Here is a 25,660-nt window from a genome sequence, read left to right on the forward strand (position 1 = left end):
GCTCCCGGGAGATCACGGCATAAGCCGTCCAGCCACTGCGCAGGGAAGGCCGAGTGATCGGCGACACCTGTATGCTGCTGTGCGGTTCTTCTGCGTGCATTATTCGCGCAGCAGACCGCGGGTGCCAGCCGGCACCCGGCCTTCCCTGCGCCCTCTTGGATTTGAGGGTGGAGCGACGAAGCAAAGCTCGGGCGTTTCAAGCCGCGAGAACGAGAAAGTATGCCCGCCACCACACCCACGGTGTCATCGCCCGGCCAGTGCGCAATTGCGCACTAGGACCGGGCGATTCAGTATTCCAGAGGCCGCAGTGATCGAACCGAGAGGCCGCGGCGTACTGGATTCCCCGCCTTCGCGGGAATGACAGCGTTACTCGAGAAGGCAGCCTATCGCCTCACACTCCGTCATTGCTTCGTCGCAAGAGCTCCTCGCAATGAAGCCGTGGAGAGAGCGCGCCAAAACAAAAAAAGCGGCAGCTCCGATCCTGATTCGATCAGAACCGAAGCTGCCGCGACTTCCTTGTGCAGGCTTACTGCTTGATCTTCCCGTCCTTGTCGAACTGGGAGACATAGGTCCAGAGATTGTTGATCTCGGTCTCGTTCTTGATGCCGGCGAACGCCATCTTGGTGCCGGGGATCTTGGCCTTGGGGTCCTTGATGTATTCCTTGAACACGGCCTCGTTCCAGGTGATGCCGGAATTCTTGTTGGCGTCCGAGTAGCTATAGCCCTCGACCGTGCCCGACTTGCGGCCGTTGAGGCCGTTGAGCTCGGGGCCGACCTTGTTCTTGGCGCCTTCGCCGATCGCGTGGCAGGCCAGGCATTTGTTGAACGACGTCTTGCCGGCCGCGGCATCCTGCGCCATCGCGGCGGGTGCGGTGGCAATCGCGGTGAGGATCGTCAGTGCGCCAAAAATCAGTTTTGTCATCGGGTGCTCTTCGTCTCTTCCCTGGTGGGTCTGGGCTGGTCAGTCTTTTGCCGGATCGGCAATCGCCCGACCTGCCGGTTTTGGCAGGCCTGCGCGGCTTGGACAAGTCACCAAACCATGACAGGTTTCATGATTTCCGACTTGTCCCAGAGCGAACTGGCGGAAGATGGGCGATCCGACTTTCGGATGGCCTACCCAAAGGGCTACGGACGTGATTGATTTGCCGAGACAAATTGATCGTGCGGCGCGAGCCGGAAGGATATGCCATGAAGGATTTGATATGGCCATCATGATGCCTGCGAGTGACCAGGCTGTGCTCGCGCGCCGCGCCGAGATCGTTGCTGCATTGCGCGCGATCGTATCAGGCGAGGGCGTGATCGATACGCCTGCGGAGATGCGGGCCTATGAATCCGACGGGTTGACGGCCTATCGGCAGCCGCCGATGGTCGTGGTGCTGCCCGATACGACCGAGCAGGTCTCGCTCATCCTGAAATATTGTGCAGAGCAGAACATCAAGGTGGTGCCGCGCGGTTCCGGCACGTCGCTATCAGGCGGCGCCCTGCCGCTCGAAGACGGCGTGCTGCTGGGCCTCGGCAAGTTCAAGCGCATCCGCGAGATCGATTTCGACAACCGCGTCGTCGTCACCGAGCCCGGCGTCACCAATCTCGCGATCAGCCAGGCGGTCGCCCATGCCGGCTTCTATTACGCGCCCGACCCGTCCTCGCAGATCGCCTGCTCGATCGGCGGCAATGTCGCGGAGAATTCCGGCGGCGTGCATTGCCTGAAATACGGCATGACCACCAACAACGTGCTCGGCTGCGAGATCGTCCTGATGAGCGGCGAGATCCTGCGGATCGGCGGCAAGGGGTGCGAGAACGCCGGCTACGATCTGATGGGCGTCATCACGGGCTCGGAAGGGCTGCTCGGTGTCATCACCGAGGTCACGGTCCGCATCCTGCAAAAGCCGGAGACGGCGCGTGCGCTGATGGTCGGATTCGCAGAGGTCGAGGCCGCCGGCGAATGCGTCGCGCGCATCATCGGCGCCGGCATCATCCCCGGCGGCATGGAGATGATGGACAAGCCCGCGATCCATGCCGCGGAAGCCTTCGTCCATGCCGGCTATCCGCTCGATGTCGAGGCGCTGCTCATCATCGAGCTCGACGGACCCCAGATCGAGGTCGACGAGCTGATCACGCGCGTCGAGACAATTGCAAATGCCTGCGGCTCGACCACCTGCCAGATCTCGACCTCCGAGGCCGAGCGCAACCTGTTCTGGGCCGGCCGCAAGGCCGCGTTTCCGGCGGTGGGGCGCATCTCGCCGGACTACCTCTGCATGGACGGCACCATTCCGCGCGGCGCGCTGCCGAAGGCGCTCGCGCGCATCCGCGAGCTCGGCGAAAAATACCAGCTCGGCTGCGCCAACGTGTTCCACGCCGGCGACGGCAATCTGCACCCCCTGATCCTCTACGATGCCAACAAGCCCGGTGAGATCGAGCGCGCCGAAGCCTTCGGCGCCGACATCCTGCGCGCCTGCGTCGAGTTCGGCGGCGTGCTCACCGGCGAGCACGGCGTCGGCATCGAGAAGCGCGACCTCATGCCGGAGATGTTCACCGAGATCGATCTCAACCAGCAGCAGCGCCTGAAATGCGCCTTCGATTCGCAAGGCCTGCTCAATCCCGGAAAGGTGTTTCCGACCCTGCACCGCTGCGCCGAGCTCGGCCGCATGCATGTCCATGCCGGCAAGCTGGCGTTTCCGGACATCCCGCGGTTCTAGCGCGATCGCTGCAAGCGTCGAATTGCTTTTCATCCTGAACTTGGATACCGGCTCAATCGTGGATACGCTTAAAGTCAGAGACGCCAAAGACGTCGAGGAAGTGGTGCGCGCGGCGATTGCCAACGAGCAGCCGCTCGAGATCATCGGGCATGGCAGCAAGCGCAGCATCGGCCATGCGATGGCGACCAACGCCGTGCTCGACCTCTCCGCGCTCAATGCCGTCACCTCCTACGAGCCGAACGAGTTGATCGTCACCCTGCAGGCCGGTGCGCCGCTCGCGGACGTGCTGTCGCTGATCGATGCCAAGAACCAGCAATTCGCCTTCGAGCCTGTCAACACCGCGCCGCTGCTCGGCACGCCCGCATCGGGCACCATCGGCGGCATGATCGCAGCCGGGCTCGCCGGCCCGCGGCGGATCAGGGCCGGCGGGGCGCGCGACCACCTGCTCGGGGCGCACGCCGTCTCAGGCTTCGGCGACAGCTTCAAGACCGGCGGCAAGGTGGTGAAGAACGTCACCGGCTACGACCTCTGCAAGCTGCTGGCGGGGTCCTGGGGCACGCTGTCGGTGATGACCGAGGTCACGTTGAAGGTGATGCCCAAGCCCGAGGCCGAGCGGACGCTGCTGCTGCGCGGGCTCGATGATGCCGCCGCCAACAAGGCGATGACCGCGGCGCTCGGCTCGCCCTTCGACGTCTCCGGCGCGGCGCATCTGCCGTATCAGGCGTTCCGGGCCAAGCCCGAGGGGCTTGGCGATCTCGCAGGGGAGGGCGAGGCGCTGACCGTGCTGCGGCTCGAGGGCATCACCGCCTCCGCCGCCCACCGCGCCGGCTCGCTGCGCGAATTGCTGGCGCCGTTCGGAACCGCGACATTGATCGAGGACGCCGCATCTGCTGCGCTGTGGGCCACGATCCGCGACGTGCTGCCGTTCGCGGCCAGCGGCGCGCTCGGCGCCTGGCCGGTCTGGCGCATCGTCTGCCCGCCGGCCTCGGGCGCGGCGCTCGGCACGCAATTGACGCGCGAGACCGGTGGCGACGTGCTCTATGATTGGGGCGGCGGATTGATCTGGGCCGCATTGCCGCCGAAGGGCGATGCGCATGAACCGGCCGTGCGGGCGTGTGCGAATGCGGTCGGAGGGCACGCCACGCTGATCCGGGCGGCCGAGGATGTCAGGCGCGAGGTCGACGTGTTCCATCCGCAGGCGCCGGGCATCGCCGCCCTGAGCGAGCGGGTGCGCGCCAGCTTCGATCCGAAGACCGTTCTGAACCGGGGCCGGCTGACGCGAGGCGCTGTGGCATGAAGACCGAATTCTCGCTCGCCCAGCTCGCCGACCCCGATATCGCGGAAGCCGACAAGATCCTGCGCGCCTGCGTCCATTGCGGCTTCTGCACCGCAACCTGTCCGACCTATGTGCTGCTCGGCGACGAGCTCGATAGCCCGCGCGGCCGCATCTATCTGATCAAGGAGATGCTGGAGAAGGACCAGACCCCGACGGCCGAGGTGGTCAAGCACGTCGACCGCTGCCTGTCGTGCCTGTCCTGCATGACGACCTGCCCCTCGGGGGTGAACTACATGCATCTCGTCGACCAGGCCCGGGTCAGGATCGAGCAGCGCTATCAGCGGCCTCTGGCCGAGCGGCTGCTGCGTCAGGTGCTGGCTTTCGTCCTGCCGGACCCGCAGCGCTTTCGCGCCAGCATGGTGCTGGCGCGGCTGGCCCGGCCGCTTGCCGTGTTCCTGCCGACCCCGCGGCCGTCGGCCACGCCAGGCCTGGTCCAGCGAATCAAGGCGATGCTGGCGCTGGCCCCGCAGCGGCTGCCGTCACCGGGCCCCCTCCCGGGCAGCGTGTTCGCAGCGCTCGGCAAGAAGCGCGGCCGGGTCGCGCTGCTGCAGGGCTGCGCCCAGCAGGTGCTGGCGCCGCGCATCAACCAGGCCGCCATCAGTATTCTCACCCGCCACGGCGTCGAGGTTGTCCTTGTCAGGGACGAGCAGTGCTGCGGTGCGCTGACCCATCATCTCGGCAACGACGGGGATGCCTTGGCGCGGGCGCGGGCCAACGTCGCGGCGTGGCGGAAGGAAGCGTCCGGCGAAGGGCTCGACGCCATCCTCGTGACCACGTCCGGCTGCGGCACGGTGATCAAGGACTACGGCTATCTCCTGCGCGAGGATGCGGCCTTCGCCGCCGACGCGGCAAAGGTGTCCGCGCTCGCCAAGGACATCACCGAGTACGTCGCCGGTCTCGATCTCGCAACGACTGAGCGAGGCGACAACATCGTCGTCGCCTATCATTCCGCATGTTCGTTGCAGCACGGGCAGAAAATCACGGGCCTTCCGAAAGAATTGCTTTCCAAGAATGGATTCGTGGTGAAAGATGTACCCGAGAGCCATTTGTGTTGCGGTTCGGCGGGGACCTACAACATTCTCCAGCCCGAGCTTGCGGGCCAGTTGCGCGATCGCAAGGTCGCCAACATCGCGAGCGTCAAGCCGGACATGATTGCCGCGGGCAATATCGGCTGCATGGTGCAGATTGCCAGTGGCACGTCAGTTCCGGTCGTACACACGATTGAGCTTCTCGATTGGGCTACGGGCGGGTCGCGGCCGGCACTGAACGCGCAAGTTTGAGCTTTCAGAGCCTGAACTGTCCTCCCCGGGGTGACGACTGAAGACGCCCGATCGACCATTGTTCGGCGGCAACAGGAGGACCACGATGGCGAAAGCGAAGAAGAAGAAAAGCAAGAAGGCCAAAAAGGCCAAGAAGGTTGTAGCGGCGAAGAAGTCGAAGAAGACGACGAAGAAGGCGGCCAAGAAGTCCGCGAAGAAGTCTGCCAAGAAATCTGCCAAGAAATCTGCGAAGCGGGCCGGCCCGAAGAAGGCCGCCAAGAAGACGGCCAAGAAGACCGCGGCCAAGAAGGCTGCACCGAAGAAGGCCGCGAAGAAAGCGGCACCGAAGAAGGCGAAGGCAGCTCCCGCGCCGAAGCCGTCAGCGCCGGCCGCAGCTCCAGCTCCCGAACCGGCGGCCGAGACGAGTTGGGCGATGCCTTCGTCTTCTGCGGAAGCGGCGCCGGCCGAGGGGCAAGGCTAGGCCCCGTCCAGCGACCGTGATCGCCAACAGCGAGGCCGCCGCGGTGACGCTGCGGCCTTTTTGCATCGCCATATGGACGCCCGGAAGCCGTCCCTTTCCGGCACCCGTCTGATTCGTGCCCCGGTTGCCACGCTGGTGACCTTCCCCGTACTTGCCCGGTCCCACCGTGCACTTTGGAATGCAGATAATGTGATCAAGAAGACACACAGCCCGACAACCTTTCGTGGAATCGTCGAAACGCCTAAAAAGTCGGCAGTTGCTCGTGATTTTTGCTTCACGGCCTACGTCCCACAATCCAGATTGTCGCAGTAACGCAATTTTGCACGTTGGTCGTTTGCCCCGGGGGGCTTCCGGGATCCGACTTGGCAAGAGACTTGGCAAGAATTTGGTGATGGGGATCGAAATGAAGAAAGTAGCTTTGTTGGCAACGGCGCTGGCAATGGTGACGACGGGCTCGGCTTTTGCGGCAGATTTGCGCGTGAAGGCATTGAAGGCCCCGCCGCCGCCCGCCTTCGATCCCTGGGACATCGCCTTCGGCGGCGCGATCATGAGCGACTACATCTTCCGCGGTGTCACTCAGTCGAACCACAAGCCGTCGGTCTCGGCCTATTTCGAGCCGCGCTACAACGTCACCAAGGACCTCCAGCTCTATGTGGGCGTGGCCGGTGAGAGCATCTCCTTCCCGAACCGCGCCGCCGCCGAGATCGACGTCTACGGCGGTATCCGTCCGACCTTCGGTGCCTTCGCCTTCGACATCGGCGTCTGGGGTTATCTGTATCCGGGTGGGACCTGCTATTTCGGCGGTACCGGCTTCGACAATGCCGGCAACTTCCAGGGCGGCGATTGCGCCGCGAATGCCCTGATCAACGGCAACGTCATGAAGAAGGACGTCAGCTTCTTCGAAGTCTACGGCAAGATGAACTACACCGTGAACGACAACTGGTCGTTCGGCATCAACGAGTTCTACTCGCCGAACTTCCTCAACACCGGTGCTTGGGGCAACTACACCTCGATCACGGGCAAGTGGACGGCACCGAGCACCACTTTCGGTTCGAGCGGCGTCGGCATGTATGTCTCCGGTGAGTTCGGTCGCCAGTGGTTCGGCACGTCCGACAGCTTCTACGGCGTCCCGGCGTTCCCGAACGGCATCAAGTACGCCGACTACAACACCTGGAACATCGGTGTTGGCTTCACTTACAAGGTGATGACGCTGGACCTGCGTTACTCCGATACCGACCTGAGCAAGGGTGATTGTAACGCCTTCACCAGCGACTTCACCGCCACCGGCACCACCAACGTGACGCCGATCAATCCAACCGGCGTCGGCTCCAAGTGGTGCGGCGCGGCGGGCATCGCCAAGCTCTCGTTCGACCTGACGGCGATGACCAACCTGAAGTAAGCTTCGTCCCGAGACTATCTACGAGGGCGGCAGAGCAATCTGCCGCCCTTTTTGCTTCTCTCCACGCCGTCAAGCCCGGGCATGACGAGTGTGCGGGAGTGACGACCCGAACTCGATGACCAGCGGCCCTGCAGCGCTCGCCTCAGCGCGCTGCGCTCGGCTCCGGGGCCGGCTCGCCGGCTTTGCCGAGGACGTGGATCTCGCCGTCCTGCGCCAACGCCACCTTGCGGTTGTGGAAGGTGTCCAGCGTCGAGCGGTGCCCGATCGAGACGATGGTGGCCTGGGGCAGCTTCTCCGTCAGCAGCCGATAGAGGCGGTCCTCGGAAGGCTCGTCCAGCGAGGCGGTCGCCTCGTCGAGGAACAGATAGTCCGGCACGTGCAGCAGCGCGCGGGCCAGCCCGAGGCGTTGCTGCTCGCCGAGCGACAATGTCCGGTTCCAGTGACCGTCCTCGTCGAGCCGCTCAGCCAGGCGCGGCATTCCGACCGCAACCAGGACGTCGCGGATCTTCTCCGGCGGGATGGAGCCGTGCTCGGCCGGGTAGATGATGGCATCGCCCAGCGGACCGATCGGGAAATACGGCCGCTGCGGCAGCATCATCAGCTTCGACGTCGCAGGGATGGCGACCGTGCCGGTGCCGAACGGCCAGACGCCGGCAATGGCCCGGAACAGGGTCGACTTGCCGGAGCCCGAGGGGCCGGTCACCAGCACCCGCTCCGACGGCTGGATCGTGAAGGCATTGGCTGCGACCAGAGGTGCGCCGTTCGGCAGTTTGACGAGCAACTGCTCGAGCGCGATGGCCTTGCCCTTCGACGGTGCGACGTCGATGGTCGGCTCCAGCGCTGCGCCGCGGGCGGCGGCATTGACCGACATCTCGAAGCCATCGAGGCGGGCAATCACCGCGCGCCATTCGGCGAGCGAGCGATAGGCGGTGACGAAGAAGGACAGCGCGTCCTGCACGCTGCCGAATGCCGAGCCCGTCTGCATCATGTCGCCGAGCTGGATGCGCTTGGCGAAATAGGCGGGTGCCACCACCACATAGGGAAAGATCGTCGCGGCCTGGCCGTAGCTCGCCGTGAAGGCGGTGAGGCGCTTGGTCCGGCTCATGATCGCGTACCAATTGCCGATGACGAAGCCGAAGCGCTGCAGCAGGCGCCCGCGCTCCGCGCTCTCGCCTTTCAGAAGCGCGATCTGCTCGGAATTCTCGCGCACGCGGATCAGGTTGAAGCGGAAATCGGCCTCATAGCGCTGCTGCTCGAAATTGAGGTTGATGAGCGGGGCGCCGATCCAGTGCGTCAGCGCGGTACCGACGATCGCGTAGGCCACCGCGCACCAGACCAGGAAGCCGGGGACGACGATGTCGGTGCCGTAGATGTACAAGGGCGCCTTGTAGGACAGACCCCAGAGGATGACGACGAACGAGGCCAGCGTCACGACCGAGGACAGAAGGCCAAGGCCGATGGTCAGCGTCTGCTCGACGAAGGTCTTGACGTCCTCGGTGATGCGCTGGTCCGGATTGTCGGCGGCGTCGCCCTTGAGCTGCATGCGGTAATGCGTGGCGCCGTCGAGCCATTCGCCGAGATAATGCTGCGTCAGCCATTGCCGCCAGCGGATCTGGAGCCACTGGTTCAGATAGAGCTTGTAGACGGCCAGCGCGACGAAGGTGAAGGCGAGGCCGAGGAAGATCCAGACCTCCTTGATGAACTCGGGCAGGTCGTAGGCCTGCAGCGCGCTGTAGAACCGGTTCTGCCATTGATTGAGGAGCACGTTGATCGCGACCAGCACCAGCTCCATGGCGACGACGACGGCGAGCAGGCCGCGGCCGACCCATTTGTCCTCCGACCGGAAATAGGGAGCGGCGATTCGCCAGACGATCGCGAGCGTGGCGCTGATGTTCTTCACAGAGCTGGATCTCCTCGGGGGGTGTGCACAAATGCCCGGAGCCAACGACCTGAGGCAATGGCGGAAATGGGCGCGCTTAGACTAAAGTCGCAAGGTCTGCAATTTGCGTTGGCTTGTCGCAGCTTGCAACCCTAGCATGGGGTTCGACGGCGCGGGGTGGGGTGACCAGGGATTTCGCGAGCTTGTGAGCGGGACGGGAACCGCGGCATTCGCGAGGAATTCGCGTCCAGCTCGGGGGTTATCGCTTCCAGCGTCAAGCAGGATCGGCTCTCCACGCGGGCCGTCTGCCACAAACATGCGTGGGGGAGGAAGACCATGTGGAATCAAGTCTATGATCCGCTGCACAGCCCGGTGCTGTCGACGATTGCGGCGGCCGTGCCCGTCGTCACGCTGCTGGTCCTGATCGCGAGCGGCCGCGTCCAGGCGCATATCGCGGCCATCATCGCCGTGATCGTGGCCAATTTGATCACGATCTTCGTCTTCACCATGCCGGCGAACATGTCGATCCGCGCCTCGGTGCTGGGCATCGTCACCGGCTTCTTCCCGATCGGCTGGATCGTCCTCAACGTCATCTTCCTCTACCAGGTGACCGTCACCACCGGGCGCTTCGAGCTGCTCAAGCGCGCCATCGGCGGCGTCACCGAGGACCGGCGGCTGCAATTGCTGCTGATCGCGTTCTCCTTCGGCGCATTTTTCGAGGGCGCCTCGGGTTTCGGCACGCCAGTCGCGATCACCGGCGCCGTGCTGATCGGCCTCGGCTTCTCGCCGCTCGCGGCCTCCGGCTTGTCGCTGATCGCCAACACCGCGCCGGTCGCCTATGGCGCGCTGGGCACGCCGATCCAGGGCCTTGCCTCGGTCACCGGGCTCGATCCCTACATCCTCGGCGCGATGGTCGGCCGGCAATTGCCGTTCTTCTCGCTGATCGTACCGTTCTGGGTGGTGTGGGCCTTCGCGGGCTGGAAGGGCATGAAGGACGTCTGGCCGGCGATTCTCGTCACCGGCATTTCGTTCGCGGTCCCGCAATTCGTGATCTCGAACTACATCAATCCCTGGATCGTCGACATCGGTGCGTCGCTGATCTCGATGGGGGCGCTGATCCTGTTCCTGAAGATCTGGCAGCCGAGGCAATTGTGGCTGTCGCCGGCGCTGCGCGGCAATGATGAATCGTCGGCCACCATGGCGGCGGCAAAGCCGCTGGACAAGACGCCGCTGACGCAGAGCGAGGTGTTCAGCGCTCTGCTGCCGTGGATCATCGTCTGCATCGTGATGCTGGTCTGGGGCAATGGCGGCTTCAAGACCTGGGCGAACTCGATCTTCACCTGGAACTATCCGGTGCCCGAGCTGCACCAGATGATCAACAAGATGCCGCCGGTCGCGCCAGGGCCGACCAAGGAGGCTGCGGTGTTCAGCTTCACCTACCTGTCCTTCACCGGCACGGGCATGCTGATCGCGGCGATCATCTCCGGTGTCCTGATGGGCGTCGGTCCCGGCAGGCTCCTCACCGAGTACGGTCGCACCATCCGGCTGTGCGCGATCTCGCTGATCACGATCTCGGCGATGCTCGCGATCGGCACCTTGACGCGCCTGTCCGGCGTCGACGCGACGCTCGGTCTCGCCTTTGCCGCAACCGGCGTGCTGTATCCCTTCTTCGGCACGCTGCTCGGCTGGCTCGGCGTCGCGCTGACGGGATCGGACACCGCCTCCAACGTGCTGTTCGGAAACCTGCAGAAGATCACCTCCGAGCAGCTCGGCCTGTCGCCGGTGCTGATGGCGGCGGCGAACTCCTCCGGCGGCGTGATGGGCAAGATGATCGACGCGCAGTCGATCGTCGTCGCCTCGACCGCCACCAACTGGTACGGCCACGAGGGCACCATCCTGCGCTTCGTGTTCTGGCACTCGATCGTGCTGGCCTGCCTCGTCGGTGTGCTCGTGACGTTGCAGGCCTATGTCTACCCGTTCACGGCGCTGGTCCTGAAATAGCAGGCCATATCCGGTTTCGATGCAGATCCCCGCGGAGGTCTCCGCGGGGATTTTTGCGTGCGTGCGAACCTTCTCAATGCGCCCGCAGTCTTATAGAAGGTGCCGCAAATCAGGTCGTCGAGAGGTCTCATGGTTTCGCTCAAGCGATTGGTGTGTGCTGCGGTTGCAATGCTCGCGATGTCCACGCTCGCGCGTGCCGAGGACGGTTTTCCGTTCGGCAGCGAGATGACGCTGGAAGCATTGCCGCAGCCAGGCTCCAAGCGGATTCCGAACATCGAGATCGGCGATCACGGCGAGGTCTTGCTGGAGCTCTGGTGCAAGGGCGGCAAGGGCCAGTTCTCGGTCGCCGGCAACACGGTGATCTTCGTCCCCGGCCAGATCCAGGACCGCAACTGCTCGCCGGGACGCGCGCAGGCCGACGACGATCTGGTCGCGGCGCTCTCCAGTGTCGAGACCTGGAAGCGTCAGGGCGACGTGCTGACGCTGATCGGCCCGAAGCCGCTGCGCTTCAGGACAACGGGGAATTGATCGCCGTCGTGTCCCGGACAAGGCGTAGCGCGCAAGCGCTGCGTCGCAGAGCCGGGACCCAGTAAATCTATCGACGACTTCGCTTGCGGCTTCTGGGCCCCGGCTCGCAGCGCTTCGCGCTGCGTCCGGGGCACGATAGCTCCGTCTACTTCCACACCGACTTGTCGGCGTCCCAGCGCTGAGCCTTCAGCTCCTTGGCGAGGGCCTCGATCGAACCGTTGTCGTCGGGCTGATCGCCTTCCTCGTCGACCGAGGCGTCGTCGGAGAGATTGAGCTTGGCGCCGCTGCTCTCGTCGGCAGTCGTCGTCGCGGGGCTGCCGATCCAGAGCATGAGTTTGTCGGTCGCGCCCGGCTTGTCCGGCGCGACGAGCCCGGTGACCTCGATCGTGTCGGTCAGCTCGAGCGCCGGAAAATCCTGGTTCGGCCGCTTGAAGACCAGCTTGAGCTTGCCGGTGGCGGGGTTGAAGTTTTGCGAGACCGGCTTTGCCGCAAGCGTCCGGCTCAGGACGTTCGCGACGGTGGTCGCGAGCTTGTTGCGGTTGATCTTGTCGCCCTCGCGCCAATCGGCCGCGGCGAAGCGGATGGTGCGGTCCATTTCGGTCATGCCGGCGGTCCAGCCGGCGGCGGTGACGCCCGGCATCGCCTTGAATTTGGCCAGCAGCGCGCCGGCGCGCTCGGGATCGACCGACATGTTGATGGTCTGCTCGCCAGCGCGCAGCGCATCGCAGCCGACGGTGAGGCTCGCCAGCGTCACCTCGACCTCCTGGCCCCTCAGGCTCTTCAGGAAGTCGGTCGCCGCATCCAGCTTGACCTTGACCGCGATCGCCTCCGGCGACACGTCGGTGAAATCCTTCGGCTGCGGCGTGATGCCGTCGTCCGAGGTCTGGTTGTCCTGAAATTCCCTCTCGCTGAGATCGGAATTGTCGGGCGAGGTCACCTCCGTCACCACCTGGCCGATGCTGATCTGGCCGCGGAACTCGAACGTGTCGCCGCTCTGCTTGCGCAGCAGCTTGACGCTGACGGGCGCCTTCTCACCGATGCTCTGCGTCGTGCCCGTCAGGTTCTGGCCCGCGACCTGGAGATTGACGATGAAGCGGTCCTTGCGGTCGGAATTCTTGGCGATCGGGTAACAGACGTCGAGCACCGCGGCCGTCACCGTCTTGCCCTGGCGCGTCTCCTTCAGGATCACGTCGGCATTGCCGTCCATCAGCCCGTCGATCGACGTGAAATAGCGCGTCTCCACGCCACCGGGCGCCGCAGCCTTGGGTGACAGTTTCATCTGGGCGGAGGCAACCTCCGGCGAAGCTGCAAGCAAAGCCGCCAACAGGGCTGTCGAACAAACCAAAAGCGCGCGCATCGACGAAATCCTCAAGCAATGAGCATGATCCGGAAAAGTGTGAAGCGGTTTTCCGAAAAGATCATGCTCAAACAATAGAATCGGCGCCACCGTAGTGGGTTTTGGCCGTGGATTGAATCGGAAAGCGGCGCTCATCGTCGGCAAAAAAGAAGGCCGCCCGGAGGCGGCCTTCGCGATCATGTCGGGTGAGGATGGGCCTCAGAAGCCGCCCATGCCGCCGCCGGCGGGCATGGCGGGCGGGGCTTCCTTCTTCGGCATCTCGGCGACCATGGCTTCGGTGGTCACCAGCAGGCCGGCCACGGAGGAGGCGTCCTGCAGCGCGGTGCGCACCACCTTGGCGGGGTCGATGATGCCCTTCTCGACCATGTCGACATAGTCCTCGTTCTGGGCGTCGAAGCCGAAGGTCTCGGACTTGTTCTCCAGGATCTTGCCGACCACGATCGAGCCCTCCACGCCCGCGTTCTCGGAGATCTGGCGGATCGGGGCTTCCAGCGCCTTCAGGACGATGTTGATGCCGGCCTGGACGTCGGGATTGGCGTTGGTGAGACGGCCCACCGCCTTCTTGGCGCGGAGCAGCGCGACGCCGCCGCCGGGGACGATGCCTTCCTGCACCGCGGCGCGGGTGGCGTTGAGCGCGTCCTCGACGCGGTCCTTCTTCTCCTTGACCTCGATCTCGGTGGCGCCGCCGACGCGGATCACCGCGACGCCGCCGGCCAGCTTGGCGAGGCGCTCCTGCAGCTTCTCACGGTCGTAGTCCGAGGTGGTTTCCTCGATCTGGGCCTTGATCTGGCCGACGCGGGCCTCGATCTCCGGCTTCTTGCCGGCGCCCTTGACGATCGTGGTGTTCTCCTTGTCGATCACGACCTTGCCGGCACGGCCCAGCATCTTCACCGTGACGTTCTCGAGCTTCATGCCGAGGTCTTCGGAGATGAGCTGGCCGCCGGTGAGGATGGCGATGTCCTCGAGCATGGCCTTGCGGCGGTCGCCGAAGCCCGGCGCCTTGACGGCGGCAACCTTCAGGCCGCCGCGCAGGCGGTTGACGACCAGGGTGGCCAGCGCCTCGCCCTCGACGTCCTCGGCGATGATGACGAGCGGCTTGCCCGACTGCACCACGGCTTCGAGCACCGGCAGCATGGCCTGCAGGCCCGAGAGCTTCTTCTCGTGCAGGAGGATGTAGGCATCCTCGAGCTCGGCGGTCATCTTCTCGGCGTTGGTCACGAAATAGGGGCTGAGATAGCCGCGGTCGAACTTCATGCCCTCGACGATGTCGACTTCGGTGTCGAGCGACTTGTTCTCCTCGACGGTGATGACGCCCTCGTTGCCGACCTTCTGCATCGCCTGCGCGATCATCTTGCCGATGGCGGCATCGCCGTTGGCCGAGATGGTGCCGACCTGGGCGACCTCGGCAGAGGACGCAACCGGCTTGGCGCGCTTCTCGATGTCCTTGATGACGGCCGCAACCGCGGTGTCGATGCCGCGCTTGAGGTCCATCGGGTTCATGCCGGCGGCAACCGCCTTGGCGCCTTCGCGCACGATGGCCTGGGCCAGCACGGTCGCGGTGGTGGTGCCGTCACCGGCGAGGTCGTTGGTCTTGGAGGCGACCTCCCGCAGCATCTGGGCGCCCATGTTCTCGAACTTGTCCTCGAGCTCGATCTCCTTGGCGACGGTGACGCCGTCCTTGGTGATGCGGGGCGCGCCGAACGACTTCTCGATGACGACGTTGCGGCCCTTCGGGCCGAGCGTCACCTTGACGGCGTTGGCGAGAATGTCGACGCCGCGCAGCATGCGATCGCGCGCGTCTCCGGAAAACTTGACGTCCTTGGCAGCCATCGTCTGCAATCCTTCGTGTTTCGTGCTGTGTCTTGTTTGTGCTGCAGCGCGCTCTCTTCGTCATTGCCGGGCTTGACCCGGCAATCCATCACCTGGCGAAGATTGATGGATGCCCGGGTCAGGCCCCGGCATGACATTCAGCGGCCGTTCAGGCGGACGGCCTTAGGCCAGAACGCCCATGATGTCCGACTCCTTCATGATCAGGAGATCTTCGTTGTCGATCTTGACCTCGGTGCCCGACCACTTGCCGAACAGCACGCGGTCGCCGACCTTGAGGTCGATCGGGATCAGCTTGCCGGCCTCGTCACGGCCGCCGGGGCCGACGGCGACGATTTCGCCCTGGGACGGCTTTTCCTTGGCGGTGTCCGGAATGATGATGCCGCCCTTGGTCTTTTCCTCGGCGTCGATACGTTTGACCACGACACGGTCATGCAGCGGACGAAATTTGGATTTAGCCATGACGTTTCCCTTTGGAGGCTCGCTTCGGAAGGTGTGGAAAGTGGGTGGGGCGGCGCTTCCGTCCACCCCCTATCCAGAGGATCGAACGGCGTGCTTAGCAATCGGGCTTTCCGAGTGCTAAGAGTGCGCTCGGAAATATGGCTTGGCCGCGATCCTGTCAAGCAAAGGTGGTTAAGCGATTGGTGAGGCGGATATAGGATGGTGGCATTGGAAACTTGTTCGGGGCGCCGGCGTATCAAAGGACGTCATTGCTCCGGCAGCGGTTTTGCGCTTGGCTGCGGGAGGGGTGCGGCCATGGTCTTGCTCGGGGGAATGCCATGATCAGTTCGGCTCACGCGCGCACGGTTGCCAATCTGGCAGCCGCTTCATGTCTGGCGCTGCTGCTGGGCGCATGCGGCGGCGGCATGAGCCTACCGTCCTTCTCGTCGTCCTCGCCGCCACCCGAAGCCGAGCCGGGCGTCGCGCCCGAAATGCCTGCGACCATTCGCGCCGACGAGATCGTCGGCCGCTGGGGCCTCGCCTCGTTCCAGAACCCGGCCGACCGCGCCCGCACCGAGGCGGCCGCGAGGGCCCAGTGCAAGAATCCCTATGTGATCACCGCCGGCTCCTCCGGCGGCGTGATCATGCATCTGGCCGACCAGGCAACGCCCCAGGAGCTGCGGCTGAAGGGCTCGCCGAGCGGCAAGAACTACATCGGGCCGGCCGGGCCGACCCCCGGCGAGCAGGACCGCGAGATCGTGTCCTTCGACGGCCGCGTCCTGATCACCCGCTTCATCGACAAGGACGCCGCCACCCGCTACGGCAACATGGTCTACGTCCGCTGCGCGCCAAGGGCGTGATCTCGCGCCTCCGTCATGCCCCGCGAAGGCAGGGCATCCAGTACGCCGCGGCCTCTCGATCGAATCACGACCGTCGCTGGAATACCGGATCGCCCGGTCAAGCCGGGCGATGACAGCGGAGGGGATGGTCCCAAAACAAAAAACGCCGGCCCGGGGGCGGCGTTTTGTTATTCTCCGTACGCGTCCGCTCAGTCGAACAGCGCGTCGATGTCGTCCTGCGAGGCGTGGCCGACGTCGCCGGTGAGCTTCGGACCATTGAGGAGCTTCTCGTCCTCGCTGCGATTGTCGACCTGCGCCGGCACGTGGGCCTTGATCGCGTCGACGCCGCCCCAGATGTCCATCATCGCATTGATGTGCTGCTCGATGAACTTCATCGTGGTCATGACCTTGCTGATGCGCTGGCCGGTCAGGTCCTGGAAGTTGCAGGCTTCGAAGATCGAGATGACGCGTTCCTGGATGTCGTCGGCGAGGCGCTTCTGCTGATCGACCGAGTCCACCTTGGACATTGCGCTCGCGGCCTGGTCGATCGATTCCGCGGCTTCGAGGATCTGCTGGGTCGCCTGCTCGGTGCCGCCGACCACCGCGCCGAGCTCGCCATTGACCTTGGCCATCTCGCCGCCGTCGAAGCTCTTGCCGTGCAGCGTCGCGATCTCGCGCTTGGTGCGGTCGATGGCGTCATGGATGAGGTCGAGCTCGACCTTCAGCTTCTCGCACTGCTCGATCTGCGCCCGATAGGTCTCCAGCATGGTGCGCGCTTCGGAGAGCTCATGGGCCGTCGAGGCGTCGATCGCCGCCATGGCTGCGCTGCCGGACAGCGGGGCAGCGCCCTTCGCCATCTGGGCGCGGATCGCGCGCAGCTCGGCCATGATCTCGCTATGCATCGGGCCGGCCTCTTCGGTTACATCGATAATCGGCATCTCGCCACTAACGATATCCTCAACGCGAAAACGTTTGCGGTGAACAGCCATCAGGATACTCCCCCACCTCACTCACGCGTCTTTGTAGGCAGAAGCGATTTAACACGAAGTTCACAGCCGGAACTGTTGTGCGGCATCGCGCGACGGCGCGCAAAGAAGCGATTAACCATGGCCGCGTCGCGTTCATCGAAAATAAACGCTGATCGCCAAATTGCCGCTGCGCTCGCGACGTGGTGAATCCAAACCCCGCTTTCGTTTACCAAACAAAACGGCTTTTGCTTTTTATTGACCACGTCGAAGGGCGCGGGATCAGCCACCAGCTCTCCACGACGCATGTGATCTAGACGAAACAGTACAGAGTACGTCGATGTTCAAGAAAATGTCTGTCGCGCTGCTCGGCAGCGCTTGCACCTTCATTGCCGGCACGAGCAGCGCCGGTGCCTTCGACAACACCGTGCCGAACGATCCGCCCGCGGTGCTCTACCAGCCGCAGGTGCCGCCGGCGCCGGTGCGGGTCGCCTCCAATGCCAACATGGGCGGCGGTTTCATCGAGTTCCTGTTCGGCGACGGGCCCGGCCGCGGTCCGGCCTACGCGCCCGAGCGGCCGGTGTATCAGCAGCAGCCCGGCTATTACGACCAGCGCCGCCTGCCGCCGATGGGCGAGCCGCAGATGCAGGGTGGATATCAGGGCGCGGGCCTGCAGCAGGAGGCGGTCGATCCGCGGCAGCGCCCGTTCGATCCGAGATTCGAGAAACAATCTGTTGACTATAGCGGCAAGGAAAGTGCCGGCACGATCGTGGTCGATACGCCGAACAAGTTCCTCTATCTGGTCGAGGGCAACGGCAGGGCGATGCGCTACGGCATCGGCGTCGGCCGTCCCGGCTTCACCTGGTCCGGCGTGAAATCGATCACGGCCAAGCGCGAATGGCCGGACTGGACGCCGCCGGCCGAAATGCTCGCCCGCCGGCCCGATCTGCCCCGGCACATGGAAGGCGGCCCGGAAAATCCGCTCGGCGCCCGCGCGATGTATCTGGGATCGACGCTCTACCGCATCCACGGCTCCAACGAGCCCTGGACCATCGGCACCAACGTCTCCTCCGGCTGCATCCGCATGCGCAACGAGGACGTCATCGACCTCTACGGCCGCGTCAATGTCGGCACCAAGGTCGTGGTGATGTGACGTTCCCACCTTCTCCTACAAGGGGAGAAGGAAGAGACCTGCGCAAGAGTTGGAAAATGAAAACGGCCGCCTCTTGGGCGGCCGTTCTTGTTCGCAACGCTACACAGCAACCTCACGCGTAATCGCTGCCGCCATCGTCGTCGCCGCCGAAATCGCTGTCGTCGGCCATGTCCACGTTGTCGCCGCGATCGTCGCCGTAGTCCTGATCGTCGTTGTCGCGATCGTTCGACGCCTGGTCGAAGAAGCCCTGGCGGGAATCGCGATTCGAGCCGATGTCGTTCAGGCCGGCATCGCGGGCGAGCGAGCCGCCGGACTGGTCGCTGCCGCCCCAAGGACTTCCACCAGCACTGCGATCGCCGCCGAGGGAATTGGTGTCGCCGAAAGCCTGCTGGTGCGATCCGCCCATCATGCCGCGGATGCTCGACAGCAGCAGGGAGCCGCCGACGACGCCGGCCGCAGCGGCTGCGGCCGTGCCGAGGAACGAGCCGCCGCCACCGCCGACCGGCGGAGCGCCATAGCCCTGGCTCGGGCCTTGACCGTAAGCCTGTCCGTAGGGCGGCGCGCCGTAGCCCGGCTGGGTCTGCGGCATCGCCTGACCGGTGTTCCAGACCGGCCGTTGATCGCGGGGAGGCACGTTCGGAACCGAGCCGCGCGAGGGGCTTCCGCCGAACAGCGTGTCGCGCATGGTGTCGAGGAACCCGCCGGACTGCGGCTGCTCGGGCGCCTTGGCCGCTTCCAGCTCCTGGATGCGGTTATGGGCACGCTTGAGCGCCTCGTCCTGCAGCAGCGTGGTCTGCACCAGCGCATAGACGGCGCCGGGCGCCTTGCGCAGGCCGTCGGAGATCGCCGCGATCGCATCGGGATCGCGCGGTGCGTTTTCCAGTTTCGAAAGCCGGTCGAAAAGCTCGTCGACGAGCTGGCGTTCCTGCGGCGTCATGATCTGTCTCCTTCGCGCAAAACCAAGCGCGCAGCAGATGTAGGGTTCCATTGTGGCCCCAACAGTGCCGGCCGGATTAAATTTCCGTATGCGACAAGCTGCCCCGCGGCCTGTTGTCCGCCGGTTTCACCCCAGCGTGACGCGGCTCTCCGCGAGCAGGCGCGCGAAGGCTTCGCCCGAGAGATAGGCGTGCTCGCGCTCGCGGACATCGGTCATCGGGTCGAGGCCGGCGAGGACGTCGTCGACGAAGCCGGGATGGCACATCACGAGGCCGCCATCGGGGAGGCCTTCCAGGAATTGCCGCATCAGCCCGCCGTAATCGCTTGCGCGCGTGAAATCATAGGCGCCGGCAAAGGCGGGATTGAAGCTGAGACCGGCGCGGTCGGCGCGGCGGCGGAATTGCGCGCTGAGACTGTCGAGCACCAGAGCCTTCGGTGAGGCCAGCCGCCGCCTCAGCGGCAGATCGCGGCCGCCCTGACGGACCCAGGCATCCGGCGCAGCCTCGACGATCGCATCGACAAAGCCGTCGCGCACCTGCGGATAGAGCTGCACATGCTGATGGCCGTCGACGAAGTCGGGCGCGCGGCCGAACGCATCCATGAAGGCCGCGAGCTGCGCCTTCACCTCGTTGCGAAAGAACTCGCGGTCGAGCCGGCGCATCAATCCGGCGCGCAGCAGCTTCGGAAACGGCATGAACATGTCGCCGTCGAGCGGGCGGAAATGCATGGTGAGAGGGCGGAACGGTGCCGACAGCGTCACATGCAGTCCGACCGCGCAGCGCGGGCTTTGCTTGGCCGACGCCTGCAGCGCCTCGATGTCGCTGCGCGCGATCGCAGGCCCCACCATCATCACCGAGGTGGCGTTGAGACGGCCGCGTTCGATCAGGTCGCAGATGGCGCGGTTGACGCCCGGGCTGATGCCGTAGTCGTCGGCGCAGAGCCAGATCCGCCGCAGGTCCGCGGCCGCGCTCATTCGGCCGCCGTCCTCTTCGCGGCGTCCTGGCTCGAGGCGTCCTTGCTCGAAGCGTCCTTGCTCGAAGCGTCCTTGCTCGAAGCGTTCCTGGCCTCGTCGGCCTCGAAGTGCTTCTCACTGTGCTCGGCGACGAAGTAGATCGGACGCGCCTTCAGCTCGGACAGGATCTTGCCGATATACTCGCCCATGATGCCGATCATGATGAGCTGGACGCCGCCGATCGTCATCAGGCCGATCACGAGCGAGGGATAGCCGGGCACCTGCTTGCCGGTCGTGAACACCTCCCAGAGGATCGAAAGGCCGAACAGGAAGGCGCCGCCGGCGAGAACGACGCCGAGCAGGCTGGCGAAGCGCAAGGGCGCCACCGAAAACGAGGTCAGGCCTTCGATCGACAGGCCGAGCAGGCTTGCGGCGTTGAAGGTGGTGACGCCATGGGCGCGCGCCGCGGGCTCGTAGTCGACGCGGATCTGGCGGAAGCCGATCCAGCTGGCGAGGCCCTTGAAGAAGCGGTTGCGTTCCGGCAGCTGCCTCAGCGCGGCGACGGCGCGGGGCGACAGCAGGCGGAAGTCGCCGGCGTCCTCGGGGATCTTCTGGCGCGCACCCCAATTGATCAGCGCGTAGAAGCCGTGCACGGAGACACGGCGCAGGAAGCTCTCGTTGTCGCGATGCGCCTTGGCGGTATAGACGACGTCATAGCCGTCATCGATCCAGTGCCGCACCAGCTGCTCGATCAGCGCCGGCGGATGCTGGCCGTCGCCGTCCATGAACATCACGGCGCCGAGCCGGGCATGGTCGAGGCCGGCCATCAGCGCCGCCTCCTTGCCGAAATTGCGCGACAGCGAGACCACCTGGACGTCGATCGCGTCGGCGGGCAGCGAGCGGGCGATCGACAGCGTCGCGTCCTTGCTGCCGTCGTCGACATAGACGACCTCGCAAGCGAGGCGATAGCGCTCCCGCACGGTCTTGGCGAGATCGCAGATGCGCTGATGCAGGCCGGCGAGGCCCGCCGCCTCGTTGTAGACGGGGACGACGATCGACAATCCCTTCGCGGCGGCGGTGCCCGCGGTGGTCGTCATGCCGGAAACGTCGGAGCCCAGCGTCATCGATCAAGTCCCAGAGGCGTTCAAGGTCATCTCAACAGCATATGGTAGCTGTCGTTTGCTGTCGCAAAGCTGAACGGAAAAGCTGAACCGACCTGGGGCTTACCGCCGCAGGAACGCCTCGAGCTTGGCGAACAGCGGGTTCTCCCGGTCGAACACGTAGTCGAGCGAGACGACCGAGACAGTCTCGGCGCCGTGCTCGCGCAGGAAGCTTGCCAGCGCATAGAGTTGCCCCGGCGGGCAGTGCAACGTCAGCATGCCTGACGAGGTGGGGCCGCCGAACGGTGCCACGACACCGAAACGGGTGTGGGCTTCGCCGAGCAGGGCGGCGTCGCACTGCCGGAAGCGGGTGCGGACCTCGCGGTATTTGTTGGCCCGCGCCCGTGCCGCGATGTGATCGAGGATGACGCGCGCCGTCTCCCGCGCCTGCGGCGACCAGTCGGCATCCTTCGACGCCACGAGATTGGCCTGGCTGCGCAGGATCACGCCGTCGTCGAGCACCCGCAGGCCATTGGCGGCGAGCGTCGCGCCCGTCGTGGTGATGTCGACGATCAGCTCGGCGCTGCCGGCTGCCGGTGCGCCCTCGGTCGCGCCCGCGCTTTCGACGATGCGGTAATCGGTGATGCCGTGGCTCTGGAAGAACGCGCGGGTGAGATTGACGAACTTGGTCGCGACCCGCATCCGCATGTGGTGCTGCTCGCGGAAGCCGGTGGTGACGTCGTCGAGATCGGCCATGGTGCGGACGTCGATCCAGGCCTGCGGCACCGCGACGACGACGTCGGCATAGCCGAAACCGAGGCCGTCGATCAGCGATACGCGCTTGTCGGCGTCGGCGATGTTCTCGCGCACCAGGTCTTCCCCGGTGACGCCGAGATGCGCGAAGCCGCGCGACAGTTGCGAGGCGATCTCGCTCGCCGAGAGATAGGCGACCTCGACATTGTCGAGGCCTGCAAGCGTGCCGCGATAGTCGCGGGCGCCGCCGGCCTTCGACAGCTTGAGGCCGGCACGGGCGAAGAAGGCTTCGGTGTTTTCCTGCAGGCGGCCCTTGGAGGGAACGGCCAGAACGAACGGCGCGCTCATGACTTAAGCTCCCACCTTGCGGCCGATCTTCGTCAGCGCATCCACCCAGACCGAGAAGCCGACCGCCGGGATCGGCTCGGCTGAACCGAGCTGGGTCATCAGCCTGTCATAGCGGCCGCCGGCAACCAGCGGCTCTGTGCCGTTGTCGCGGTGATGCAGCTCGAATTCGAAGCCGGTGTAATAGTCGAGGCCGCGCCCGAAGGCGGTCGAGAAGCGCGTCTGCTTCACGTCGATGCCGCGCGCGGCCATGAAGCCGACCCGGCTTTCGAACTGGTCGATGGCCGCGGCAAGGTCGAGCCTGGCGTCGGCGGTGAGCGCGCGCAGCTCGGCGATGGCATCGTCGGGATTGCCCGAGATCGACAGGAAACGCTTGAGCACGGCGATGGCCTCGCGCGACAGCGCGCCGCCCTTCAGCGTGGATTGCTCCAGGAAGCGGTCGGCGATCTCGGCGGTCGTGCGTCCCCCGACATTGGTGGTGCCGGCGATCGACATCAGGTCGGTGACGAAGGCGAGCGCCGCCTTGCGGTCGGAGCCGGCGAGCGCGGCGAGCACGCCCTGATATTCGCTTGGGCTCGCGGTGGTCGCAGCGGCGAGTTTCTCCAGATCCTTTTCCAGGCTGATCTTGCGGTTGAAATCCTTGACCAGGCGGCGGCGCCAGACCGGATAGAGGTCGAGCGCGTCGAGCAGCGCGTTGAACAGCGCGACGTCGCCGGTGCGGATCTCGACGTCGCGGACGCCGAAGGCGGCAGTCGCTTCCAGTGCCAGTGCCAGCGTCTCGGCGTCGGCGGCGGCGCGGTCCTGGCGGCCGAAGGATTCGATCCCGGCCTGCAGGAATTCGCTGGCCCGGCCGCCGCGGTAACGAAACACCGGGCCGAGATAGCTGAACCCGGCCGGCTGGCCGGCGCGGGTCGAGGCGAGGTAGTCGCGGGCGACGGGAATGGTCAGGTCCGGGCGCAGGCACAGTTCCTCGCCGGTGAGGTCGGTGGTCAGGTAGAGGCTCTTGCGGATGTCCTCACCCGAGAGGTCGAGGAAGGGCTCGGCGGGTTGCAGGATCGCCGGCTCGGCCCTGACGTAACCGGCCTGCGCGAACGACAACAGCAGCGTATCCGCCCAGGCGGCGGAGCCGGCAGCATTTGAGGTGGCAGTCGCGGTCATAACGGGGGTCCATCGTCCCGGCGGAACCGGGCAGGGCAAGGAGAGGCACAGGAATTGCGCAGCCCTTAGCATGGCCCGGAAGCGGTTTCGACCTCCAAAGGATCAATCGCTTAACGAGTTTGGCGCGAAGGCGGCCCCCCGGGTCAGGTCTGAAGCGGTCATTTTCAGTGAGGTAATATGATGCCTGTCGTGCGCCGCTCCGGAAGAAGGGGCCAGCCTCTCATTCGGTCGGGCCAGCGAAGTCCCCGATCGGCTGCGGGACCGATGCGTCTGTCGCCACGAAGGCCGGCGCTGCCACGGCGAATTCGGCGTCTTCCGCGAGCCGCTCCACCAGGTCGAGTATCCTCTGCCTTCCGGGGTTGGTGAGACGGAGAAACGCCCTGATGAGCCGCAGCTCTTCGTATCGCCTTGGATCCGGCGCGCCACCGTCGTTGACCGTCATGCCTTCCATCGCGATCGTCACCTCGAGTGGCCGTCATCGCCGTCGCGAACGCAGCGGCGAGCGATGTCGCGGTGCGGCCGAACGCCTGAAGTCACAATGATAAATTGAGAACCGCCGGCAAGTCGCCGCATACTCATTTTGGGTATGGCGGATGATCCGCTCGCCATAGCCATCGTTTACAAGATGGATGTTGGTTTTCGATTCATGCGCAATGCTTCAGATATCATCCGGACGGTCTCGCGACATACGCTCGCCTACATGCTGTTCTCGATGAGCGAGCTGTTCCGGCACTACGAGGAATTCGATCCACTGGACCTTCTGATCGTGCATGCGGTGCTGAACGCGAACGTCATCCACGTGATGAACGATCCGGTGTTGGACGAGAAGTTCTCCAGCATTCATGCCGTCGAGCCGGATGTGATCAAGCAGGGGGTCTCTCGTGCGGCACTCTCCCGCTTCCTCAGCCTGCCGCTCGAGACGGTCCGCCGCCGCGTGACGGGACTGAAGAGGCGGAAGATCCTCGAAGAGACCAAGGCCGGACTGATCGTGACCGAGCAGAACGCATTCAGGTTCGGAAACAACCACGAACTGCAGAAGACCAACATGCTGCTGCTGACCAAGCTGCTTCGCGATCTCAAGCGCGCCGGCATCAATGGGCCGGACGATCTGCGCGCCTCCAAGGTGGCCGCGTCCGCAAGAAAGGCGAAGTAAGCGCACGACATGGATCAGGGCCATCTCGATATCGGGCGCGACGGCGCGCAAAAGCCGGCGACGGACCGCTTGATGTCCTTCCAGGGTCTCAAGCCGTCGCCGGCCCTCGAGCTCAGGGCCTACGATATCGATCATTTCGGCGAGACTGAAAGATATGCCGGCGCATCCAGCATGCCCTTGTCGGCGGGAGCGATGGCCATCATGCGGGCGCGGCTCAGCTTGCCGAACCTGACGCTATCGCTGGTGAAGACCTTTCCGCGGATCATTCGCGGCTATCAATTGACGAATGCCGCCGCCTTCGTGGTGCCGATGGACCACGTGACCTCGGCCCGCATCAACGGGCAATCGATGGGCCGTTCCATCGTCATCCTCAGAGGCGGCTCCGATTGCCTGGTCCACGAGCCCGAGGGCCGGCTGATCGCCGTCGTGTATTTCACTCCGCCCCCGCACGAGCCCTGGTCGCAACTCGGTGACGGCTATCATCTGGTGAACCCGACGTCGGACGTCCTGGCCTCGTTGCGCCGTCTGGTCTCCGTCACTTTGGAAACCGCGGCACATGACCCGGACTTCCTGAACGTGCCGATGTCGTTGACGGCCGTCGAGCAATCGCTGCTCGGCACGATGGAAGCTGCGCTGCGCAGCGGCACGACGGCCGGCCCCGTCTCGCCCAAGATGAACGGCTATCGGCGGATCGTCGCGGACATGGAACGCCTGATCCAGCAGGATCTGACGATCTGGCTCAAGACGCCCGAGCTTGCGGAGCAGGTGGGCGTATCCGTTCGCACGCTCCAGAGCGCGACCCAGGCCATCTGCGGCATCAGCCCGCATCGCTACAGCCGGGTCCTGAGGCTCTGGTCGGTGCGCAAGCAGTTGCGCAGCGTCGCGGGGCGGCGCAGCGTGAAGGCCTGCGCGATCGCTCACGGCTTCTGGCATCTCGGCGAGTTCGCGGCGAGTTACAGGGCGGCCTTCGGAGAGCTGCCGTCCGAGACCTTGCAGCGCGCGACGCAGGAAACGATCTAAAGCGTTTTCGAGCGAAGTGGACACCGGTTCGCGTGAAGAAAACGCGTCAAAACAAGAATCTAGAGCTTCGGTTCTGATTCAA

The 25,660-nt window shown here is 65.0% G+C and carries 24 protein-coding genes; 11 read left to right on the forward strand and 13 right to left on the reverse strand.

Annotation, left to right across the window (positions count from 1 at the left end; all coding sequences use genetic code 11):
* Positions 1-526: 526 nt before the first annotated feature.
* Complete coding sequence (gene cycA / locus UNPF46_RS14570; protein WP_100180735.1) at positions 527-922, reverse strand: cytochrome c-550 CycA; 396 nt, start codon at positions 920-922, stop codon at positions 527-529.
* A gap of 280 nt (positions 923-1,202) precedes the next feature.
* On the opposite strand from cycA, the gene UNPF46_RS14575 reads away from it, so the two are divergent.
* From UNPF46_RS14575 to UNPF46_RS14595, 5 genes are all read left to right on the forward strand, one after another.
* The gene (locus UNPF46_RS14575; RefSeq protein WP_142250476.1) at positions 1,203-2,696 is read left to right on the forward strand and encodes an FAD-linked oxidase C-terminal domain-containing protein; all 1,494 of its coding nucleotides are present in this window, start codon (positions 1,203-1,205) and stop codon (positions 2,694-2,696) included.
* A gap of 58 nt (positions 2,697-2,754) precedes the next feature.
* Positions 2,755-3,993, forward strand: a complete 1,239-nt coding sequence (locus tag UNPF46_RS14580) for an FAD-binding protein (RefSeq protein WP_142250477.1) — start codon at positions 2,755-2,757, stop codon at positions 3,991-3,993.
* Positions 3,990-5,312 carry a glycolate oxidase subunit GlcF gene (gene glcF, locus UNPF46_RS14585; protein ID WP_142250478.1) on the forward strand — a complete coding sequence of 441 codons (1,323 nt, stop codon included), beginning with the start codon at positions 3,990-3,992 and terminating at the stop codon, positions 5,310-5,312. Before UNPF46_RS14580 ends, glcF begins: the two co-directional genes overlap by 4 nt.
* 85 nt (positions 5,313-5,397) lie before the next feature.
* Positions 5,398-5,772, forward strand: coding sequence for a histone (locus UNPF46_RS14590; RefSeq protein ID WP_100180738.1), 375 nt, complete (start codon positions 5,398-5,400; stop codon positions 5,770-5,772).
* A gap of 403 nt (positions 5,773-6,175) precedes the next feature.
* A complete protein-coding gene (locus UNPF46_RS14595) occupies positions 6,176-7,171 on the forward strand; it encodes a TorF family putative porin (protein ID WP_174719254.1) in 996 nt (331 codons plus the stop codon).
* A 142-nt stretch (positions 7,172-7,313) separates the two neighbouring features.
* Here the strand turns inward: UNPF46_RS14595 and UNPF46_RS14600 are convergent, their stop codons facing one another.
* Positions 7,314-9,071 carry an ABC transporter ATP-binding protein/permease gene (locus UNPF46_RS14600; RefSeq protein ID WP_142250479.1) on the reverse strand — a complete coding sequence of 586 codons (1,758 nt, stop codon included), beginning with the start codon at positions 9,069-9,071 and terminating at the stop codon, positions 7,314-7,316.
* Between the two features lie 315 nt (positions 9,072-9,386).
* On the opposite strand from UNPF46_RS14600, the gene UNPF46_RS14605 reads away from it, so the two are divergent.
* Both UNPF46_RS14605 and UNPF46_RS14610 read left to right on the forward strand, forming a co-directional pair.
* Positions 9,387-11,051, forward strand: a complete 1,665-nt coding sequence (locus UNPF46_RS14605; protein WP_142250480.1) for an L-lactate permease — start codon at positions 9,387-9,389, stop codon at positions 11,049-11,051.
* A gap of 129 nt (positions 11,052-11,180) precedes the next feature.
* Positions 11,181-11,579 carry an META domain-containing protein gene (locus UNPF46_RS14610; protein ID WP_142250481.1) on the forward strand — a complete coding sequence of 133 codons (399 nt, stop codon included), beginning with the start codon at positions 11,181-11,183 and terminating at the stop codon, positions 11,577-11,579.
* A 145-nt stretch (positions 11,580-11,724) separates the two neighbouring features.
* Here the strand turns inward: UNPF46_RS14610 and UNPF46_RS14615 are convergent, their stop codons facing one another.
* The 3 genes from UNPF46_RS14615 to UNPF46_RS14625 all read right to left on the reverse strand — a co-directional run bounded on the left by UNPF46_RS14615 (position 11,725) and on the right by UNPF46_RS14625 (position 15,225).
* Entirely contained in the window at positions 11,725-12,936 is a 1,212-nt protein-coding gene (locus tag UNPF46_RS14615; RefSeq protein ID WP_142250482.1) for a hypothetical protein, read from the reverse strand.
* A gap of 198 nt (positions 12,937-13,134) precedes the next feature.
* The gene (gene groL, locus UNPF46_RS14620; RefSeq protein WP_100180743.1) at positions 13,135-14,766 is read right to left on the reverse strand and encodes a chaperonin GroEL; all 1,632 of its coding nucleotides are present in this window, start codon (positions 14,764-14,766) and stop codon (positions 13,135-13,137) included.
* 162 nt (positions 14,767-14,928) lie between these two features.
* Positions 14,929-15,225: a co-chaperone GroES gene (locus tag UNPF46_RS14625; RefSeq protein ID WP_027525027.1), complete on the reverse strand. Its 297-nt coding sequence runs from the start codon at positions 15,223-15,225 to the stop codon at positions 14,929-14,931.
* Between the two features lie 317 nt (positions 15,226-15,542).
* Here UNPF46_RS14625 and UNPF46_RS14630 point away from each other — a divergent pair, with 317 nt between their 5' ends.
* Complete coding sequence (locus UNPF46_RS14630) at positions 15,543-16,064, forward strand: hypothetical protein (RefSeq protein WP_174719255.1); 522 nt, start codon at positions 15,543-15,545, stop codon at positions 16,062-16,064.
* A 188-nt stretch (positions 16,065-16,252) separates the two neighbouring features.
* On the opposite strand, the gene UNPF46_RS14635 is transcribed toward UNPF46_RS14630, so the two are convergent.
* Positions 16,253-17,032 (reverse strand): protein phosphatase CheZ, encoded by a 780-nt coding sequence (locus tag UNPF46_RS14635; RefSeq protein ID WP_174719256.1) that lies wholly within the window; start codon positions 17,030-17,032, stop codon positions 16,253-16,255.
* Between the two features lie 17 nt (positions 17,033-17,049).
* The gene (locus UNPF46_RS14640; RefSeq protein ID WP_142250483.1) at positions 17,050-17,298 is read right to left on the reverse strand and encodes a hypothetical protein; all 249 of its coding nucleotides are present in this window, start codon (positions 17,296-17,298) and stop codon (positions 17,050-17,052) included.
* Between the two features lie 50 nt (positions 17,299-17,348).
* On the opposite strand from UNPF46_RS14640, the gene UNPF46_RS14645 reads away from it, so the two are divergent.
* On the forward strand, positions 17,349-18,161 hold the full coding sequence (locus UNPF46_RS14645) for a L,D-transpeptidase (protein ID WP_100180746.1): 813 nt from the start codon (positions 17,349-17,351) through the stop codon (positions 18,159-18,161).
* A gap of 112 nt (positions 18,162-18,273) precedes the next feature.
* On the opposite strand, the gene UNPF46_RS14650 is transcribed toward UNPF46_RS14645, so the two are convergent.
* From UNPF46_RS14650 to UNPF46_RS14675, 6 genes are all read right to left on the reverse strand, one after another.
* On the reverse strand, positions 18,274-19,098 hold the full coding sequence (locus tag UNPF46_RS14650; protein ID WP_142250484.1) for a DUF2076 domain-containing protein: 825 nt from the start codon (positions 19,096-19,098) through the stop codon (positions 18,274-18,276).
* A gap of 126 nt (positions 19,099-19,224) precedes the next feature.
* Positions 19,225-20,070, reverse strand: a complete 846-nt coding sequence (locus UNPF46_RS14655) for a ChbG/HpnK family deacetylase (protein WP_100180747.1) — start codon at positions 20,068-20,070, stop codon at positions 19,225-19,227.
* Positions 20,067-21,173, reverse strand: a complete 1,107-nt coding sequence (locus UNPF46_RS14660) for a glycosyltransferase family 2 protein (RefSeq protein WP_142250485.1) — start codon at positions 21,171-21,173, stop codon at positions 20,067-20,069. The genes UNPF46_RS14655 and UNPF46_RS14660 overlap by 4 nt, the downstream gene beginning before the upstream one ends.
* Positions 21,174-21,272: 99 nt before the next feature.
* Entirely contained in the window at positions 21,273-22,250 is a 978-nt protein-coding gene (gene hisG, locus UNPF46_RS14665; RefSeq protein ID WP_142250486.1) for an ATP phosphoribosyltransferase, read from the reverse strand.
* Positions 22,251-22,253: 3 nt separating this feature from the next.
* Complete coding sequence (locus UNPF46_RS14670; RefSeq protein WP_142250487.1) at positions 22,254-23,405, reverse strand: ATP phosphoribosyltransferase regulatory subunit; 1,152 nt, start codon at positions 23,403-23,405, stop codon at positions 22,254-22,256.
* A gap of 220 nt (positions 23,406-23,625) precedes the next feature.
* The gene (locus tag UNPF46_RS14675) at positions 23,626-23,868 is read right to left on the reverse strand and encodes a hypothetical protein (RefSeq protein ID WP_142250488.1); all 243 of its coding nucleotides are present in this window, start codon (positions 23,866-23,868) and stop codon (positions 23,626-23,628) included.
* Positions 23,869-24,051: 183 nt separating this feature from the next.
* Here UNPF46_RS14675 and UNPF46_RS14680 point away from each other — a divergent pair, with 183 nt between their 5' ends.
* Together UNPF46_RS14680 and UNPF46_RS14685 are read left to right on the forward strand one after the other, a co-directional pair.
* On the forward strand, positions 24,052-24,558 hold the full coding sequence (locus tag UNPF46_RS14680; protein WP_100181568.1) for a hypothetical protein: 507 nt from the start codon (positions 24,052-24,054) through the stop codon (positions 24,556-24,558).
* 9 nt (positions 24,559-24,567) lie between these two features.
* A complete protein-coding gene (locus tag UNPF46_RS14685) occupies positions 24,568-25,578 on the forward strand; it encodes a helix-turn-helix domain-containing protein (protein ID WP_100180752.1) in 1,011 nt (336 codons plus the stop codon).
* Positions 25,579-25,660 lie beyond the last annotated feature (82 nt).

This window comes from Bradyrhizobium sp. UNPF46 (assembly GCF_006658625.1).
Lineage (GTDB): Bacteria > Pseudomonadota > Alphaproteobacteria > Rhizobiales > Xanthobacteraceae > Bradyrhizobium > Bradyrhizobium nitroreducens.

Bases quoted from the DNA above. Each gene is read 5' to 3' on its own strand.
- cycA (WP_100180735.1), bottom strand. From the start codon at position 922: ATGACAAAACTGATTTTTGGCGCACTGACGATCCTCACCGCGATTGCC.
- UNPF46_RS14575 (WP_142250476.1), top strand. From the start codon at position 1,203: ATGGCCATCATGATGCCTGCGAGTGACCAGGCTGTGCTCGCGCGCCGC.
- glcF (WP_142250478.1), top strand. From the start codon at position 3,990: ATGAAGACCGAATTCTCGCTCGCCCAGCTCGCCGACCCCGATATCGCG.
- UNPF46_RS14590 (WP_100180738.1), top strand. From the start codon at position 5,398: ATGGCGAAAGCGAAGAAGAAGAAAAGCAAGAAGGCCAAAAAGGCCAAG.
- UNPF46_RS14595 (WP_174719254.1), top strand. From the start codon at position 6,176: ATGAAGAAAGTAGCTTTGTTGGCAACGGCGCTGGCAATGGTGACGACG.
- UNPF46_RS14605 (WP_142250480.1), top strand. From the start codon at position 9,387: ATGTGGAATCAAGTCTATGATCCGCTGCACAGCCCGGTGCTGTCGACG.
- UNPF46_RS14610 (WP_142250481.1), top strand. From the start codon at position 11,181: ATGGTTTCGCTCAAGCGATTGGTGTGTGCTGCGGTTGCAATGCTCGCG.
- UNPF46_RS14615 (WP_142250482.1), bottom strand. From the start codon at position 12,936: ATGCGCGCGCTTTTGGTTTGTTCGACAGCCCTGTTGGCGGCTTTGCTT.
- groL (WP_100180743.1), bottom strand. From the start codon at position 14,766: ATGGCTGCCAAGGACGTCAAGTTTTCCGGAGACGCGCGCGATCGCATG.
- UNPF46_RS14625 (WP_027525027.1), bottom strand. From the start codon at position 15,225: ATGGCTAAATCCAAATTTCGTCCGCTGCATGACCGTGTCGTGGTCAAA.
- UNPF46_RS14630 (WP_174719255.1), top strand. From the start codon at position 15,543: ATGATCAGTTCGGCTCACGCGCGCACGGTTGCCAATCTGGCAGCCGCT.
- UNPF46_RS14635 (WP_174719256.1), bottom strand. From the start codon at position 17,032: ATGGCTGTTCACCGCAAACGTTTTCGCGTTGAGGATATCGTTAGTGGC.
- UNPF46_RS14645 (WP_100180746.1), top strand. From the start codon at position 17,349: ATGTTCAAGAAAATGTCTGTCGCGCTGCTCGGCAGCGCTTGCACCTTC.
- UNPF46_RS14650 (WP_142250484.1), bottom strand. From the start codon at position 19,098: ATGACGCCGCAGGAACGCCAGCTCGTCGACGAGCTTTTCGACCGGCTT.
- UNPF46_RS14655 (WP_100180747.1), bottom strand. From the start codon at position 20,070: ATGAGCGCGGCCGCGGACCTGCGGCGGATCTGGCTCTGCGCCGACGAC.
- UNPF46_RS14660 (WP_142250485.1), bottom strand. From the start codon at position 21,173: ATGACGCTGGGCTCCGACGTTTCCGGCATGACGACCACCGCGGGCACC.
- hisG (WP_142250486.1), bottom strand. From the start codon at position 22,250: ATGAGCGCGCCGTTCGTTCTGGCCGTTCCCTCCAAGGGCCGCCTGCAG.
- UNPF46_RS14670 (WP_142250487.1), bottom strand. From the start codon at position 23,405: ATGACCGCGACTGCCACCTCAAATGCTGCCGGCTCCGCCGCCTGGGCG.
- UNPF46_RS14680 (WP_100181568.1), top strand. From the start codon at position 24,052: ATGCGCAATGCTTCAGATATCATCCGGACGGTCTCGCGACATACGCTC.
- UNPF46_RS14685 (WP_100180752.1), top strand. From the start codon at position 24,568: ATGGATCAGGGCCATCTCGATATCGGGCGCGACGGCGCGCAAAAGCCG.